The following is a 15,984-nucleotide window of genomic DNA, read 5'->3' on the forward strand; positions in this document are numbered from 1 at the left end:
CACCACCTCGACCTGCGGCTCGGCCTTGAGCGGGTCAAGATCGTCGAAATTGGCGATGCGGCCAAGCATCGGCACCGCCACCTTCAGCGCGCGCGCTTCGCCGGACGCCAGCCGTTCCAGCACCACCGAATCTTCCGAAGGCAGGCGTGCCGCCGCCTTCAGCCACGGAACGACACCGAAACAGCGCCATCCCGTGAATGTCTCGATCGACCTTATGCCGTCGTCGAACAGCGAAACGTCGCCGCGGAACTTGTTGATGAGGTAGCCGACGATCATGCGCCGGTCCTCCTCTGGCAGGATCAGATGCGTGCCGGCCACGGACGCGATGACGCCGCCGCGATCGATGTCGCCGACCAGCACCACGGGCACATCGGCGCGCGTGGCAAAGCCCATATTGGCGATGTCGCGGCTGCGAAGGTTGATCTCAGCCGGCGAGCCGGCGCCCTCGACGATGACCAGATCGGCGCCCTCGCCGACCTTGCCCCAGGAGTCCAGCACGGCATCCATCAGCCGGCCCTTCATCGCCTGGTAGTCGCGCGCCCGCGCTTCGCCGAACATTTTGCCCTGCACGATGACCTGCGCGCCGACATCGGTCTGCGGCTTCAGCAGAACCGGGTTCATGTGGACCGATGGCGCCACGCCGCAAGCGATCGCCTGCAGCCATTGCGCGCGGCCGATTTCACCGCCGCCGGCATTGTCGTCGCCCGGAATGTCGGCGACGGCGGCATTGTTCGACATGTTCTGCGGCTTAAACGGCCGCACCTTCAACCCACGCTTCTTTGCCGCACGGCACAGGCCGGCGACCAGCACTGTCTTGCCGACATCGGAACCCGTGCCTTGCAGCATGATCGCTTTGGCCATCAGCCCCTGCCCTGCGCCACGGTTCCGGCAATGTCGGATTTCTGCGCCAGCGGCCCGCCGCGCCAGATGTACAGCGCCAGCAACGGCTCCTTGCTGGTGTGCATGGCGTGATTGACGTTGGAAGCGTGGTGAACGACCTCGCCGGCCGTACGCATGCAAAAGCCGCTTTCGCCCATGCGCCATTCGGTACCGCCGGTCAGCGGAATGTAGATTTCCTCCGCAACATGATGGTGGTCGGGATAGACGATATCCGGCCCAAGGATCAGCAGGCCGGCGGCGGTCTCGTCATTGGCGAAGTGGCCTCGCGTGCCGAACACTTCCAGCCAGCCGTAATTGTCGATGAACTCTTTTCCGAAATCCGCCTCGCCATAGGTCTGCCCCCAGCGGAAATCGTTGCGCCGTTCGGCAAGCAGTTGCACCAGAGGCTTGGCATCTGGCAGCGCCAGTTCGGCGGCGCGATCGAGATGGCGCAGGCAGGCGAGCGGATGCGGCTCCAGCGTGCGAGCCGGCATGTCCCAGCTGATCCGCGTCACGGCATCGCGCACCAGGGCGTGATCCACGGACGCAAGGTATGCGTGGAGCCGGCCCAGCAGTTCATCGAATTTTGTCGTCACATCTTGCTCCGGACATGCATTGATGCACAGCCGCTCCGCAGAGCGTCGGGTTGCGCGGCGGCATCATTGGTCTAGATTGGTGCGCGCGCAAAGCCAAAAACGACAGGCCAGCGAGCTAGCTGGCCAGCACACAGGGAGCACGCCATGGACGCCGCGGTCGATGCGAGCACCAGCCAATTCGAACTCAACGAGGAGCAGCGCGCCATCCAGGAGATGGCGCAGGCCTTCGCCGCCGACCGAGTCGCGCCGAATGCGCTCGATTGGGACCGCAACAAGCATTTCCCGGCCGACGTGATCCGCGAGACCGGGCCGCTCGGCCTCGGCGGCATCTATGTCAGCGACGATGTCGGTGGCTCGGCACTTGGCCGGCTCGACGCCGTGCTGATCTTCGAGGCGCTGTCGCATGCCGATCCGGCCTTTTCGTCCTTCATCTCGATCCACAACATGGTGGCCTCAATGATCGACCGTTTCGGCAATGACGAACAGCGCCAGCGCTTCCTGCCGAAGCTCACGTCGATGGAATGGCTGGCGAGCTACTGCCTGACCGAGCCCGGCTCCGGCTCCGACGCCGCGGCGCTGAAAACGCGTGCGGTGAAGAGCGGCGACGACTATGTCCTCAACGGCACCAAGCAGTTCATCTCCGGTGCCGGCGACAGCGATGTCTACGCCGTCATGGTGCGCACCGGCGCCGATGGGCCGAAAGGCATTTCCACCATCATCGTGCCGAAAGACGCGCCAGGTCTTTCCTTCGGCGCCAACGAGCACAAGATGGGCTGGCACATGCAGTCCACCCGCCAGGTCATCTTCGAGGATTGCAAAGTGCCGGCGGAGAACCTTTTGTCCGGCGAAGGCGCGGGCTTCGGAATTGCCATGGCCGGGCTCGACGGCGGCCGGCTGAACATCGCCGCCTGTTCGCTGGGCGGCGCGCAGTCGGCGCTCGACAAGGCGCTTTCCTACACCGCCGAGCGCAAGGCCTTCGGCTCGAAGATCAACCAGTTCCAGGCGCTGCAATTCAGGCTGGCCGACATGGAGACCGAGCTGCAGGCGGCGCGTATTTTCCTTTATGCCGCCGCCTCGAAACTCGACCGCAAGGCGCCGGATGCCGGCAAATGGTCGGCGATGGCCAAGCGCTTCGTCACCGACACCGGCTTCAATGTCGCCAACGATGCGCTGCAGCTGCTCGGCGGCTACGGCTACCTGCACGACTACGGCATCGAGAAACTGGTGCGGGACCTGCGCGTGCACCAGATCCTCGAAGGCACCAACGAGATCATGCGCGTTATCATCGCGCGAGCGCTGATCGGCCGCTGACGTTACAAAAATCGGGAGAGAGACAATGACGACGATCGCCTTCATCGGCCTCGGGAACATGGGCAATCCGATGGCCGCCAATCTGGTCAAGGCGGGGCATACGGTGAACGGTTTCGACCTCATGCTGGAGAACCTCACCGTCGCCAAAGAACATGGCGTGACGATCATGGCGAATGCCTTGGCCGCGGTGAAGGATGCCGAAATGGTGATCACCATGCTGCCTGCGGGCAAGCATGTGCTGTCGGTCTATGAGGACATAGCGCCCAAGGCGAAAAAGGGCGCACTATTCATCGATTCCTCGACCATCGATGTCGAATCGGCGCGTAAGGCGCACGCCATTGCCGCCAGACACGGCCTGCTGTCGATCGATGCACCGGTCTCAGGCGGCACCGGCGGTGCCGCAGCCGGCACGCTGACCTTCATGGCCGGAGGCTCCGATGACGCCTTTGCAACTGGCGAGCCGATCCTGAAGGCGATGGCCGGCCGCATCGTCCATTGCGGCGGCGACGGCGCCGGCCAGGCGGCAAAGATCTGCAACAACATGATCCTCGGCATTTCGATGATCGGTGTCGCCGAAGCCTTCGTCCTGGCCGAAAAACTCGGCCTGTCGCATCAGGCGCTGTTCGACGTCGCCTCGACCTCCTCCGGCCAGTGCTGGTCCTTGACCACCTACTGCCCGGTGCCCGGGCCGGTGCCGACTTCGCCCGCAAACAGGGACTACCACCCAGGATTTGCAGCCGCCTTGATGCTGAAAGACCTGAAATTGTCCCAGGAAGCCGCGCAAGGTGCGGGTGCTGTAACGCCGCTCGGTGCCGAAGCAGCCCAGCTCTATGCCTTGTTCAACGCGCAGGGACATGGCGGCGTCGATTTCTCCGGCATAATTAATTTTCTCAGGGGTAACCCAGCGTAACCCACAGATTTGGCGGGTTTTCCGATTTCCTTCGGTGGAAAAAATGCAAATTTAGATTTGCTTAAGCTCTCGATAACTCCGCGGTAACGATGTCCCTATAAAACGGACTGCGAGGCGGACATATCTCATCCGCCCGGCGCTCCGGATCAGGTCTCGCGTACCGGAGCCCGTAAGTTTCGACAAGTGCTATAAGTTTCGCAAAGTGTTTGCGTAGCGAAGCGCCATGCGTATCTGGCAAAGCCGCGTTCCCGATGGAGCGCGGTTTTTGCGTTTTGCCCTGCAGCGCGCTTTGAGACATCGATAAACCCGGAAACTGTGCGCCGGGATGGCTCACATGCGCCCACGGGCGCCTTCCGGATCATAGGGCGAGTCGGCGATCACCTTGGCCGCGCAGCGCTCGCCGAGGATCGAAACCTCGAGCTCGGTACCGGGCAATCCAAGATCCAGCGGCAGCAGCGCGAGCGCTACGTCATGACCAAAAGTGTAGGAGTAGCCTGCCGAAGTGACGTGACCGACGAGCGCGCCTTCGCGGTAAACGCACTCGAAGGCGAACGCGCTCGCGCCATCCGTATCGATCGACAGCGTGGCGATCCGGCGTGTCACCTGCTGCTGTTTTGCGACCAGTGCCGCGCGGCCGATGAAGTCCCCTTTGTCGAGGCTGATGAATCGGTCGAGGCCGCTTTCCCAGGCTGACAATTCGGGGTTCATGTCGCGATACATAGCGCGGTAAGATTTATCGAGACGAAGCGATTCCAGCGCTTGAAGTCCGACCAGCTTCAGCCCGTGTGCCTCTCCCGATGCCAGGAGCGCATCCAGCAAATGCCGCTGATAGCAGAGCGGATGATAGAGTTCCCATCCCAGTTCGCCGGAGTAGTTGACGCGCAGCAGCCGCACGTCGCTGGCCATGCCGACGGTGCCGGATTGCACGCTGAACCAAGGGAAGGCCTCGTTGGAGAGGTCGATCTCCGTCAGCGGCTGCAATATGTCGCGCGCCTTCGGCCCAACCAACGTGAAGCTGCCGCGATCCTCCGTGACGTTGCGCAGATGCACGCTGCCGTCCTTCGGCAACAGCCGGCCGAGATCGTCAAGGTTCCAGCGCTCGGCGCGCGGCGTCGATATGAGGTAGAACAGGTCGCTCTGCAGCCGCGCCACCACATACTCGGCCTGCACGCCGCCGGTCGGCGTCAGGTGATGGGCAAGAGCGACACGACCGGGACGCGGCAGTCTGTTGGCCAGGATTCCGTCGAGCCAGTCCCTTGCGCCCGGACCGCTGACCTCGAGCTTGGTCATGGGGGTCATCTCGACCAGCCCTGCGGCCTGGCGGACAGCCTGGACCTCTGCGGCGACGTGGTTCCCTTTGGCGGTCCAGCGCCAGCTGTAGACATTGCGCGCTTCGACACCGGCAGGCGCAAACCAGCTCGGCATCTCCCAGCCGTTCAACACATCCCATACCGCGCCAAGCTGGCTTAGACGGTCATAGGAAGGGGCCGTTTTCTGCGGTCGCGCCGCCGGCATGTCCTGGCCTGGATAGTGCTGCGCGGCGTGGGTGCCCCAGGCCTCCCGGACCTTTGCCCGGGTCCAGTTCTTGTTGGCATACTGGCCGAACCTGCGGGGATCCAGCTCCGCCGTGTCGATGCTGTTGCCGCCCTCGACGATCCGTTCGGAGAGGTAATAGCCAATCGCACCGCCCCAAAGGATGCCCCCAGGCACCCCTTCGGCGAGCCAGACATTCTCCAGGCCCCACGCCTGCCCCATCAGCGGCAACTCATCGGCCGTCATCTGGAAAGGTCCTCGCACATTCCGCTTGATGCCAGCGCGTCCGAGCGCGGGGACCAGTTCGGTCGCGCGCTCCCAGTTCCAGGAGACGGCGTCGAAGTCTTCATCGAGCAGATCGGCGCCGAACCATTCCGGGACGCCGTTTTCGGCGAACAGCTTGAGCTGTTCGGTGCGCTCATAGGGACCGAACATCAGCCCGTCCCCCTCTTCGCGCAGATAACCCTCGTAACCCTCGTCCCTGAGGATGGGCATCTCCGGAAGACCAAGCCGTTTGCGTTCCACAATTTCGGGAACCGCCTCGGTGATCCAGTACTGATGCAGGATCGGGATCGCGGGAATGTCCAGGCCCAGCATGGCGCCTGTCTGGCGTGCGTAATTGCCGGTTGCAAGAATGACGTGTTCACAGACGATGTCACCGCGTGAGGTCTTGACCCTCCACTCGCCGCTCGGCATGCGCTCGAAACCCACGACCTCGGTATCAAGATGGATCTTCGCGCCGAGGTCGCGTGCTCCCTTGGCCATCGCCTGGGTGACATCGGCGGGTGCAATGTGGCCGTCATCGGGATGATAGAGGGCGCCCAGCATGCTGTTGTTGTCGAGCAGCGGCCAGATCTCTCGCGCCTCAGCGGGCGATACGATCCGGGCCCGCACACCCTGGACCTCGGCAACGTCCATATAGCTTCTGTACTCGTCCAGCCTGTCGCGCGTGTTGGCAATGCGCAGTTGCCCGCATTTGTGCCAGCCGACGTTCTGGCCCGTCTCCGCCTCCAGACCTTCATAGATCTCGATCGACCTGGCGATCATGCGGCCGACATTGCGGCTGCGCGCGTAAGAGGGGATGAGCCCCGCGGCATGCCATGTCGACCCGGCCGTAAGCTGTGTTCGCTCCAGCAATGCCACATCGGTCCAGCCGCGCTTTGCCAAGCCGTAGAGAATGCCGGCACCCACACAGCCGCCACCGATCACGACCGCACGAAAGGAACTCACCATATGCGCGTGCCCTTGTCTGAAATTGCCACCAGCCCACCTGGACGTACGCGCATACTGTCAGACAGCATCCGGTTTTTCAGCATATTTCCTTGTCTGGAACGCAGCAGTGGTCACCCGACTGTTGGGCCACAAAGTCGGCCGAACAGTCAGCTGCCGCACCCGCGTCTAGGCTGCGATCTTGCGTTTTGCCCTGCTATATTCCGATTGCCGCATTCGGGATCGGGACGTGATCTTCGTTGATCAGCACGATCGGTGCATCGGCTCCCTCGACCCTGACGACCAGCAGGCGCAGGCTCCATGTGCCGGCTGTCCGGACAGCGGTCGAATATGCCGTGCCTTTGCCCTTGGCGCCGTGGAGCGGAATGCCGAACTGGGCGTCGCCGGTCCCATTCGCATTGACGTTGAGATGGCCGCCGACCCAGAAACTGTCGGTCAAATCATCACCCAACGCCGCCTTGACGCGGTCGTCGGCGCGAAGTCTTTCCATCGTCATATGATAGGCATCGCTGCCTTTCAGGACGTAGGGAATGCTGCCCACCATTGTCGCGCAGCCGCCGATCCCGACCACCCAGACGGCAAGGCCGGCGATTGCCCAATTGCGCTGCGTCTTGCGGAACTGTTCCGCATCACGCCAGGCGCGGTTCCGCCACGCCCAGCGGCTGCCGCGCGCGCCCAGCACGATGATCATGACGATGTTGACGACCGGGATCAGCGCCAGCAGCGCGATGAAGGTGCTGTTGCCGATACCCCAGATCCAGTTGAGGAAGAAGGCGCCCCAGTTCCAGCGGTCGAGTTCGGCTGGAATTTCAGCCGGCTGGTTGAGCGGTTGTCCGGCCATCGTATCCCCCATCGGTAACGTACCGACTGATTCTAGCGCATGCGCTCCTCGATGCGCAAAATCAAAGTTCTGCAACCTCGGTCAGGTCTTGTTGGACAGCCGCCGAAAATTCGCTTTCACGGCACGGCTTGCCGGCTTCAGCGCGGCGCTGATCGAGCGCTCCGCCGCGACACCGTTGAACAGCGATGGCGTGCGGCCGGAAAAGACTTCCGGCCAGAACCGCGATGCCGATTGCAGGAAAGACATTTGTGCCGCAAACGCGCCTTCGGCCATAGCGGCGGTCTTCTCGTTGACCGCACGCGCGGTCTCCGTGCTCCATGGCTGGCTGCTCCCGCGATCCATGGCCATCAACGGCAGCCGCATCATCGCCACCAGCGGCGCCAGCATCAGGTCGCCGCCGATGCTGGCCGCTTCTTGCGTCCGTCGGCTCTTGCCGGTCTTTCTCATGGAAACAAACCCCTTGTCGCGGCCGAATCAGCCGCTGCCCCACACACTACGCGCTTGTGATGGAATTCGTTCCCTCCCCCGCTTCAGCATGGTCTCAAGGCTGGGCGCTCCCGCCGAGGAGCGCTCAGCCTTGGGGTCGAGTTCTACCGCTTGCGAAGATCGGCTTGCGCCAGATCCAGCGCCTTCGAGATGCGGTCGCAGGCCATATCGATCGTATCACGGGTCCAGATCAGCGGCGGCGACAGGATCATCGTGTCGCCGGTGGCGCGCAGCATCATGCCATTCGCGATGGCATGATCCCGCACGGTTACCGCCGCACCTCCAGCCGGAAGGAACCGCTCCTTGGTCGCCTTGTCCTTGACGATCTCGATCGCGCCCATCAGTCCGATCGAACGCACCTCGCCGACCAGATCATGTCCGGCAATGCGCTCCTGCAACGCCTTGGCGAGGTAAGGGCCGGTGTCGTTCCGGACGCGGTCGACTAGCCCTTCGCGCTCGATGATCTCGAGGTTCTTCAGCGCCACGGCGCAGGCCACCGGGTGCCCGGAATAGGTGTAGCCATGGTTGAACTCGCCGCCCTTCTCGACCAGCGTCGAGGCGATGCGGTCGCCGACCAGCAACGCCGACAGCGGTTGGTAGCCCGATGTCAGCGCTTTGGCGGTGGTGATCGTGTCGGGCTCGATGCCCAGCGTCTGGGCGGCGAACCATTCGCCGGTGCGGCCATAGCCGGTGATGACCTCGTCCAGCATCAGCAGGACATTGTATTTGCGGCAGATGCGCTGCACTTCCGGCCAGTAGCTAGCCGGCGGTATCTTCACGCCGCCCGCCCCCATGACCGGCTCGCCGATAAACGCGGCAACCTTGTCGGCGCCGGCTTCGAGGATCGCCTCCTCGACAGCCCCGGCCGCGCGCAGGCCGAAATCATGATCGCTCTCGCCAGGCAGCGCCAGTTCATAGGCGTAGGGCATCATCACATGGACGATGTTGGGCACCGCCCCGTTGAGCTGCTTGTGCATACCATCCATGCCGCCGAGCGAGGTGCCGGCAACGGTCGAGCCGTGATAGGCCATCTTGCGCGAGATGATGCGGTTCTTCTCCGGCTGGCCTTCCAGCACCCAATAGTGGCGCACGAGACGCAGTGCCGTGTCGTTGGCCTCCGAGCCCGACGAACCATAAAACACCTGGTTGACGTGCTTCGGCGCGATCTCCGCCAGCTTCTTGGACAGCAGCACTGGCGTCGGCGTCGAGCATTTGAAGAAGGAGTTGTAATAAGGCAGCTCCTTCATCTGGGCATAGGCGGCCTCGGCCAGCTCGTCGCGGCCATAGCCGATGTTGACGCACCACAGCCCGGCCATGCCGTCGAGGATTTCAGCCCCCTCGGAATCGTAGATGAAAGGGCCGTTGGCATGGGTGATGATGCGCGACCCGGCCCCGCGCATTTCCTTGTGGTCGGTGAACGGATGCAGATGATACGCGGCGTCGATCTGCTGAAGCTGCTTCAGCGAATAATTCTGATAGGTCATGTCTGATCTTCCCTCTGGATTCTATCCGGCAAGCCGGGGCGAATGCTTCAGAGGCACAGAGGTGGCGAATAGCCGATGCGGGCACACAGCCGCAAAAGCTCGGCGCGCAGCGTACGCGGTGACGGTGTCACCGCCACCCGCAGCGCGCGAGCCTCAAATGCGTCAACCAACATCCTGACGAGAGCCATGGCTGGCACCTTAGAGCAAAGGATGGTCGAGGTGAACCACCCTTTGCGCCGGCAACGCTTGGTCTGCCGGTTATGCCGTCCCGCCCAGCGCCCTCTGCAGGAAGACATATTTCATCGCCGTCTGCGCCGCCTGCGGCCGGCGGTCGCCACGCCCGCCATGACCGCCCTCGGTCTCCTCGAAGAACAGCGTCCTGGCATGGCCGGCTTCCTGCAGGCGGGCGGCCATCTTGCGCGCATGGCCGGGATGGACCCGATCGTCAGCGGTCGATGTGGTGAGCAGCACCGGCGGATAGGCGGCAGCGGCGTCGACATGCTGGTAGGGCGAGTAGGCTGAAAGCCACTTCGCGTCTTCGGGTTTCGACGGATCGCCATATTCGGCCATCCACGAGGCGCCAGGCGGCAATTCGACGTAATGCAGCATGTCGAGCAGCGGCACCTCGATGATGACGGCGCCGAAAAGTTCGGGATGCTGCGTCAAGGAAACGCCGGTCAGCAAGCCGCCATTCGAACCACCCTGGATGCCGAGTGAGCTTGCTGTCGCGATGCCGCGCTTGACGACGTCCTGCGCGACCGCTGCGAAATCATCGAATCCGTTTTGGCGATTGCCCTTGAGCGCCGCTTGATGCCAGGCCGGGCCGAACTCGCCGCCGCCGCGGATGCAGGCCTGCACATAGGCATTGCCCTTTTCCAGCCATAGCCTGCCGCGCACGCCGGCATAGCCGGGCAGCAGCGGCACTTCGAAACCGCCATAGCCGTAAAGCAGCGTCGGCACCGGGCCCTTCTGGTCGCGCCGCCTGACGACGAAATAAGGGATCATCGTCCCGTCCTTGGAGCGTGCCTCGAACTGTTCCGAGATCAGCGGCGCAGCATCGAAACGCGCCGGCTGCGACTTCACGGTTGCGAGCGTCTCGCCATTGTCGTCCGACCAGATGATCGAGCTCGGGGTCAGGAAATCGGTGAAGGAGAAGGAAACGGTCGAGCCGAAATGCTCGGCGTGGCTGATGCCGACATTGCCGTTTTCGGGCAGCGCGACCGGTTTCAGCGACCATCTGCCATCCCTGCGCTCGCAGACGACGACCTTGCCGCGCACATTGTCCATCAGGCTGATGAACAGCCGGTCCCGCGTACGGGCAATGCCGGCGATGGACACGCGATATGCCGGCTCGAACAAGGTTTCGACAGGTCCGAGCGCGCCGGTCTCGACCCAGCGCGCCAGGTCCAGCGAATAGAGGCCGTCGGGCTTGCACAATGTGCCGTCCGGCGCGGTCCACGGGCTGCGCACGCCGAAGACGAGCTGATCCCTGAAGATCGCAGTGTCGGTCATGTCATCAGGCAGCGGCAGACGTCTGTTCTCGCCGGACGACAGCCGCAGGAAGATGTGCGAGGCAAAGAAATTGAGCGTCCGGGCCAGGACCAGATAGCGCCTGTCGCCGTCGAACTCGACGGCTGCGCCCACAGCGAGGTCCTCTTTCTGAGCCTCGAAAATCGGCGTCGCGTCTTCCAGCTTGGAGCCGCGCCTCCACAGCTTGATGACACGCGGATAGCCGGACTCGGTCTTGTCGGCCTCGTCGAAAGCGGCCGAAACGATGACGGTGTCCTTATCCAGCCAGCTGAAACCCGACTTGGAAGCGGGTGCACGAAACCCGCCCTCGACAAACGACTTCGCCGCGATGTCGAATTCGCGCATCTCGCTGGCGTCGCCGCCATCGGGCGACATTGAGACAAGGCAGAGATTGAAGTCTGGATAGAGTCGGCTTGCGCCGCCAAAAACCCATTTTATCCCCTCCTTCGCCGCAAGCTGGTCGAAGTCGATGATCGTTTCCCATTCCGGCTTCTCGGTCTTGTAGGAAGCGACGGTCGTGCGGCGCCAGAGGCCGAGCACATTAGTCTTGTCCTGCCAGAAATTGTAGACATGACCGGCTGTTGCCGCGCCGACCGCGATGTTGTCCTCGGCCGTCATCAGGTCGAGCGCTGTCTGGAACGACGCCTGATAGGACGGATCACTCTGCAATTCGCCAACTGTGATCTCGTTCTGACGATGCACCCAGTCCAATGACTGCTTGGCCGTCCTGTCCTCCAGCCAGAGGAAGGGATCGTCGGTGGTGGGGGCGGAATTCGGCGTCTGGGTGGCAGGCTTGGTCATGAGGTCTCCGATAAACGTGTCGCCTTTGGCACTCCCAACATCGATATAAGGTGTTCGATATTCAATATGTTCAACCGACAATTGAAGCTTTCCGCCGGCCAACGACGCTCGCAGCCGCCAGCGCCACGCACATCAGGCCGAGTGTGATCGGCAGCCCGCCGGCACCCAGAATATCCATTGCGCCGCCCGCCAGCGGCGGCACGGCGATGCCGCCGACGCCCCACATCAAGGAAAAGGCCGCATTACCGGCAACCAGTGCGGAGCCGGTGAAGCGTTCGCCGAGCTCGATGATCGACATCGTGTAGATGCCGTAGGAAACCGCGCCCCAGATAAAGACCATTGGCCAGATGAGCGGCGACTCGATGAGAAGCGGAAGCAGGACGCAGCCGAGCACCGTGATCGCGACGCAGGCGAGCCGCACCAGGCGCGCGGAAAGCCTTTCCGCCAAAAGGCCGAGCGGCACCTGCATGGCGATGTTGCCGGCGATCATCACCGACAGCAGCGCCGACATGCGGGTTTCGGTGATGCCGTGATGGGTGCCATAGACCGGCAGCAACGCCAGCGCGCCCTGTTCGAAGCCGGCGGCGACTATGACGGCAAACAAAAGCAGCCACGCCAGCGGCACGAAACCCAGGACGGAAACCTGATGCCCGGCCTCGTCGACCTTGGGCAAACGCGGCAGCACCAAGCCCAGGCAGATGCCGCACAGCACGAAGGCGGAGATGCCGACGAGGAAGGGCGGCCAGCCCTCAGTGCCGACTGCAAGCAGGCACAGTGGCCCGGCCGCGAAACCGGCCGAGATGATCGTCGAATAGACACCCATGACGCGCCCTCGCCGGGCCGGCGGCGCCAGCGCGATGACCCAGATCTCGCTCAGCACATAGAGCGGATTGGTCACCACGCCGATCAGGAAGCGCAGGGGAAACCACAAATAGACATTTTGCGTCCAGCCGATCAGAGCCAGCACGACAGCCGAAAGGGCCGCACAGGTGAGCGCCGTGCGCCCTGCCCCGAACCGCCGCGCCAGCGTCGGGATCAATGGTGACGACAGGATGAACCCAATCGGCGTCATGGCCGCCGACAGGCCGATCATCGCCGGCGAAACGCCCTGGCGCTGCAGGATGAAACTCAGCAGCGGATAGGACAACCCTTGCGCGATGGCGAACACCGACACGGTCGCGATCACACCGGTGATCGCCGCCCATTGCATCGTCTCGTCCTTGTTCGATTCAACCAAATTCATTGTGCGCACCGCTATCGAGGCTGCAGGATTAGCGATTGAGCAACGTGGTGGTAAGCCCTTGGCAGGCGAAAACAGTTTGCTCCAGACAATGCCTGTCATGAGGCTGGGCCTGTCAGGAAGCTCGGCGCACGGACGACCGATACAGCGCGAACATCACCAGCACCGCGTCGAGGCCGGCGATCACGAGCGGCAGCCCGAGCGGGCCGATGCCTTGCATGAGCAGGCCGGCACCGGGTGGGCCGACGATGCCACCGACGCCCCACATCAGTGCAAAGGCAGCGTTGCCGGCGACCAGCACAGAGCCCTTGAACCGGCTGCCGAGTTCGACCAATGCCATGGTGTAGACGCCGTAACCGACCGCGCCCATCACCAGCAGCACGACCCAGATCGACGGCGTTGTGATCAGCAGAGGCAGCAAAAGCGCGCAAACGGTTGTTGCCAGCGCGCAGACGATGATCATGGCGCGGCCGCCAAAACGCTCCGCCAGAAGGCCGAGTGGTATCTGCAGCAGGATGTTGCCGAGGGAAAGCGCCATCACCAGCGAGGCCAGAACGGCTTCCGCCAGGCCATAGCTGGCGCCGAAGACCGGGACCAGCGCATAGGTGCTCTGCTGAACCGCCGCCGAGACAAGCACGGCAAGCAGCAGCGCAGGCGCCACCCTGGCAAAGCCGACAAGGCCGCTGGCAGGCTGGTCGTCATCCTCGAAACCGGTGAGCTTAGACGAGACCGCGTGCAGGATCACCGCGCAGAGCGCGAAACCGGCGACGCCGACCATGAAGGGCGCCCAGCCCGACGTACCGAGCAGGGTCAGCGCGAATGGCCCGGCCGCGTAACCGGCGCCCATCAGCGTGTTGAACACTCCCATCACCCTGCCGCGCCGCGATGGCGGCGCCAGCGACAGTGCCCACACCTCGCCAAGGATGTAGAGCGGGTTGATGACCACGCCGATGATGAAGCGAATGACGAACCACGCCACCCAATCCTGCAGATAGCCGATGCCCAGGAAGCAGAGCGCGCCGATCAGCGAGCAGCCGACCGCCAGGTTGCGCCCACCGACCAGCCGTACCGCCGCCGGCACGAAGGAAGCCGAAAGGATCAGCCCGAGCGGCATCATCGCCGCCGACAAGCCGATCAGCGCCGGCGACATGCCTTGTTTCTGCATCAGCAGCGTGAACAGCGGCGAGCTCAGCCCTTGCGCGGCGCCGAACATGGCAAGTGCCGCGGTGACGCCGGCAAGCGCCGCCCACTGCGTTCCCGCTTCGCCTTCGCTCGAGCCGGTCGCGACCATGCTGCTATCCAAATGAACCGCTAGCCATCAGGCCGGCAAGCCCGAGTAGCTATCGGTTCGATCCCGGGAAAGGAAGGGCCGGCCGCCGAAATCCGCTTGCGCCAACGAGGCCGCGGGATCAGGCCGATGTCGTGGCCGCGCAACTGCCGTTCCGGCATGTCGCTTCCCTCGCCCTAGTGGTCGCCGCCTCCGCAATGGCTGGACAGCCGCCGGTCCATTATGCCGCCCGCTATCGCATCCTACGAGGACCATCATGACCGCCGCCCTACAACCCTTGGAACCGGCATTGACCACCGACCGCGCCCGTCGCGGCGGCCGCGCCGGAAAGCGCGCCGGCGGCTCCGCCGCGTTCGAGCAGCCGGCTTTTCGCCAGCTGAAGAACCCGCTGACGCCGACCAGGCTGGTCTCCGACGACGAGCTGGAATCGATCCACCTCGCCTCCCTGCGCGTGCTCAGGGAAATCGGCGTCGACGTGCTGCATGACGAAGCCCGCAGCATCATGAAGGCGCATGGCGCCGACGTGCGCGAAGGCAGCGAGCGGGTGCGCTTCGACAGCGACATGATCCTCGAACTGGTGTCGCACTGCCCGTCGGAGTTCACCATCCATGCCCGCAATCCGGCGCACAATGTCCGCTTCGGCGGCAACAATGTGATCATCTCGATGATGGCGTCGGCGCCCAATTGCTCCGACATCGATCGCGGCCGCCGGCCCGGCAACCAGCAGGACTACCGCAACTTCTTAAAACTCGCGCAGATGCACAACATCCTGAACTGCACAGGCGGCTACCCGGTCGAGCCGACCGATATCCATCCATCCGTCCGCCACCTCGAATGCATCCGCGATCTCAGCGTGCTCACCGACAAGGTGTTCCACATCTATTCGCTCGGCAAGGAGCGCAATGTCGACGGCATCGAGATCGCCAGGATCGCGCGCGGCATCAGCCACGAACAGATGCTGGAGGAACCATCCGTCTTCACCATCATCAACACCAATTCGCCATTGAAACTCGATGTGCCGATGATGGAAGGCATCATCCAGATGTCGAGCAAGGGCCAGGTCGTCGTCGTGACGCCGTTCACCCTGTCGGGTGCCATGGCGCCGGTGACCATCGCCGGCGCGCTGGTGCAGCAGAACGCCGAGGCGCTGTCCGGCATCGCCTTCGCCCAGATGGTGCGCAAGGGCGCGCCCGTCGGCTATGGCGGCTTCACCTCCAATGTCGATATGAAGTCCGGCTCACCGGCCTTCGGCACGCCGGAATACATGAAGGCGCAGCTCGTCGGCGGCCAGCTTGCCCGCCGCTACAACATCCCCTACCGCACCTCCAACACCTGCGCCGCCAACACGGTCGACGCGCAGGCGGCTTATGAAAGCGTGTTCTCGCTGTGGGGCGCTATCCAGGGCGGCGGCAATCTGATGATGCATGCTGCGGGCTGGCTCGAGGGCGGCCTGCGCTGCTCCTACGAGAAGACCATCCTGGACATCGACCTGGTGCAGATGGTGGCCGAATTCCTGACCCCGCTCGACCTTTCCGACGAGGCGCTCGGCTTCGACGCCATCCAGTCGGTCGGCCCCGGCGGCCATTTCTTCGGCACCCAGCACACGCAGGACCGCTACAAGACCGCCTTCTACTCGCCGATCCTGTCCGACTGGCGCAATTACGAGACCTGGGCGGAAGCCGGCTCGCCGACGGCGCTCGAAAAGGCCAACAAGGTCTGGAAGGAACGGCTTGCGTCCTACGAGGAGCCTTACATGGACCCGGCCATCCGCGAGGAACTCAACGCCTTCGTTGCCAAGCGGCGGTCCGAAGGCGGCGCGCCGACCGATTTTTGATCGGCAGTGTTGTTGATGAAC

The 15,984-nt window shown here is 63.6% G+C and carries 13 protein-coding genes; 3 read left to right on the plus strand and 10 right to left on the minus strand.

Going from position 1 to position 15,984, the window contains the following annotated elements:
- Together EN943_RS03440 and EN943_RS03445 are read right to left on the minus strand one after the other, a co-directional pair.
- Positions 1-861 (minus strand): cobyric acid synthase (locus EN943_RS03440; RefSeq protein WP_127411510.1); only part of this gene is annotated, 861 nt, incomplete at its 3' end.
- Positions 861-1,475, minus strand: a complete 615-nt coding sequence (locus tag EN943_RS03445) for a dimethylsulfonioproprionate lyase family protein (RefSeq protein WP_127411511.1) — start codon at positions 1,473-1,475, stop codon at positions 861-863. The genes EN943_RS03445 and EN943_RS03440, both read right to left, overlap by 1 nt.
- A 144-nt stretch (positions 1,476-1,619) precedes the next feature.
- On the opposite strand from EN943_RS03445, the gene EN943_RS03450 reads away from it, so the two are divergent.
- Together EN943_RS03450 and mmsB are read left to right on the plus strand one after the other, a co-directional pair.
- Entirely contained in the window at positions 1,620-2,786 is a 1,167-nt protein-coding gene (locus EN943_RS03450; protein ID WP_127411512.1) for an isobutyryl-CoA dehydrogenase, read from the plus strand.
- Positions 2,787-2,811: 25 nt separating this feature from the next.
- Positions 2,812-3,696 carry a 3-hydroxyisobutyrate dehydrogenase gene (gene mmsB / locus EN943_RS03455; RefSeq protein ID WP_127411513.1) on the plus strand — a complete coding sequence of 295 codons (885 nt, stop codon included), beginning with the start codon at positions 2,812-2,814 and terminating at the stop codon, positions 3,694-3,696.
- A 330-nt stretch (positions 3,697-4,026) separates the two neighbouring features.
- Here mmsB and EN943_RS03460 read toward each other — a convergent pair whose 3' ends face one another.
- From EN943_RS03460 to EN943_RS03495, 8 genes are all read right to left on the minus strand, one after another.
- Positions 4,027-6,462: an FAD-dependent oxidoreductase gene (locus EN943_RS03460; RefSeq protein WP_127411514.1), complete on the minus strand. Its 2,436-nt coding sequence runs from the start codon at positions 6,460-6,462 to the stop codon at positions 4,027-4,029.
- A 193-nt stretch (positions 6,463-6,655) separates the two neighbouring features.
- Positions 6,656-7,300: a cytochrome c oxidase assembly factor Coa1 family protein gene (locus EN943_RS03465; protein ID WP_127411515.1), complete on the minus strand. Its 645-nt coding sequence runs from the start codon at positions 7,298-7,300 to the stop codon at positions 6,656-6,658.
- An 81-nt stretch (positions 7,301-7,381) separates the two neighbouring features.
- A complete protein-coding gene (locus tag EN943_RS03470) occupies positions 7,382-7,747 on the minus strand; it encodes a hypothetical protein (protein ID WP_127411516.1) in 366 nt (121 codons plus the stop codon).
- A 143-nt stretch (positions 7,748-7,890) separates the two neighbouring features.
- Positions 7,891-9,270, minus strand: a complete 1,380-nt coding sequence (locus EN943_RS03475) for an aspartate aminotransferase family protein (RefSeq protein WP_127411517.1) — start codon at positions 9,268-9,270, stop codon at positions 7,891-7,893.
- Positions 9,271-9,317: 47 nt separating this feature from the next.
- On the minus strand, positions 9,318-9,458 hold the full coding sequence (locus EN943_RS03480; protein WP_081738968.1) for a capsid protein: 141 nt from the start codon (positions 9,456-9,458) through the stop codon (positions 9,318-9,320).
- Between the two features lie 70 nt (positions 9,459-9,528).
- On the minus strand, positions 9,529-11,601 hold the full coding sequence (locus EN943_RS03485; protein ID WP_127411518.1) for a prolyl oligopeptidase family protein: 2,073 nt from the start codon (positions 11,599-11,601) through the stop codon (positions 9,529-9,531).
- 70 nt (positions 11,602-11,671) lie between these two features.
- Positions 11,672-12,844 (minus strand): MFS transporter, encoded by a 1,173-nt coding sequence (locus EN943_RS03490; protein ID WP_127411519.1) that lies wholly within the window; start codon positions 12,842-12,844, stop codon positions 11,672-11,674.
- Between the two features lie 112 nt (positions 12,845-12,956).
- The gene (locus tag EN943_RS03495) at positions 12,957-14,132 is read right to left on the minus strand and encodes an MFS transporter (RefSeq protein WP_127411520.1); all 1,176 of its coding nucleotides are present in this window, start codon (positions 14,130-14,132) and stop codon (positions 12,957-12,959) included.
- Positions 14,133-14,385: 253 nt separating this feature from the next.
- Here EN943_RS03495 and EN943_RS03500 point away from each other — a divergent pair, with 253 nt between their 5' ends.
- The gene (locus EN943_RS03500; RefSeq protein ID WP_127411521.1) at positions 14,386-15,963 is read left to right on the plus strand and encodes a trimethylamine methyltransferase family protein; all 1,578 of its coding nucleotides are present in this window, start codon (positions 14,386-14,388) and stop codon (positions 15,961-15,963) included.
- Positions 15,964-15,984: the final 21 nt, after the last annotated feature.

Source organism: Mesorhizobium sp. M7A.F.Ca.US.006.01.1.1 (assembly GCF_003997935.1).
Lineage (GTDB): Bacteria > Pseudomonadota > Alphaproteobacteria > Rhizobiales > Rhizobiaceae > Mesorhizobium.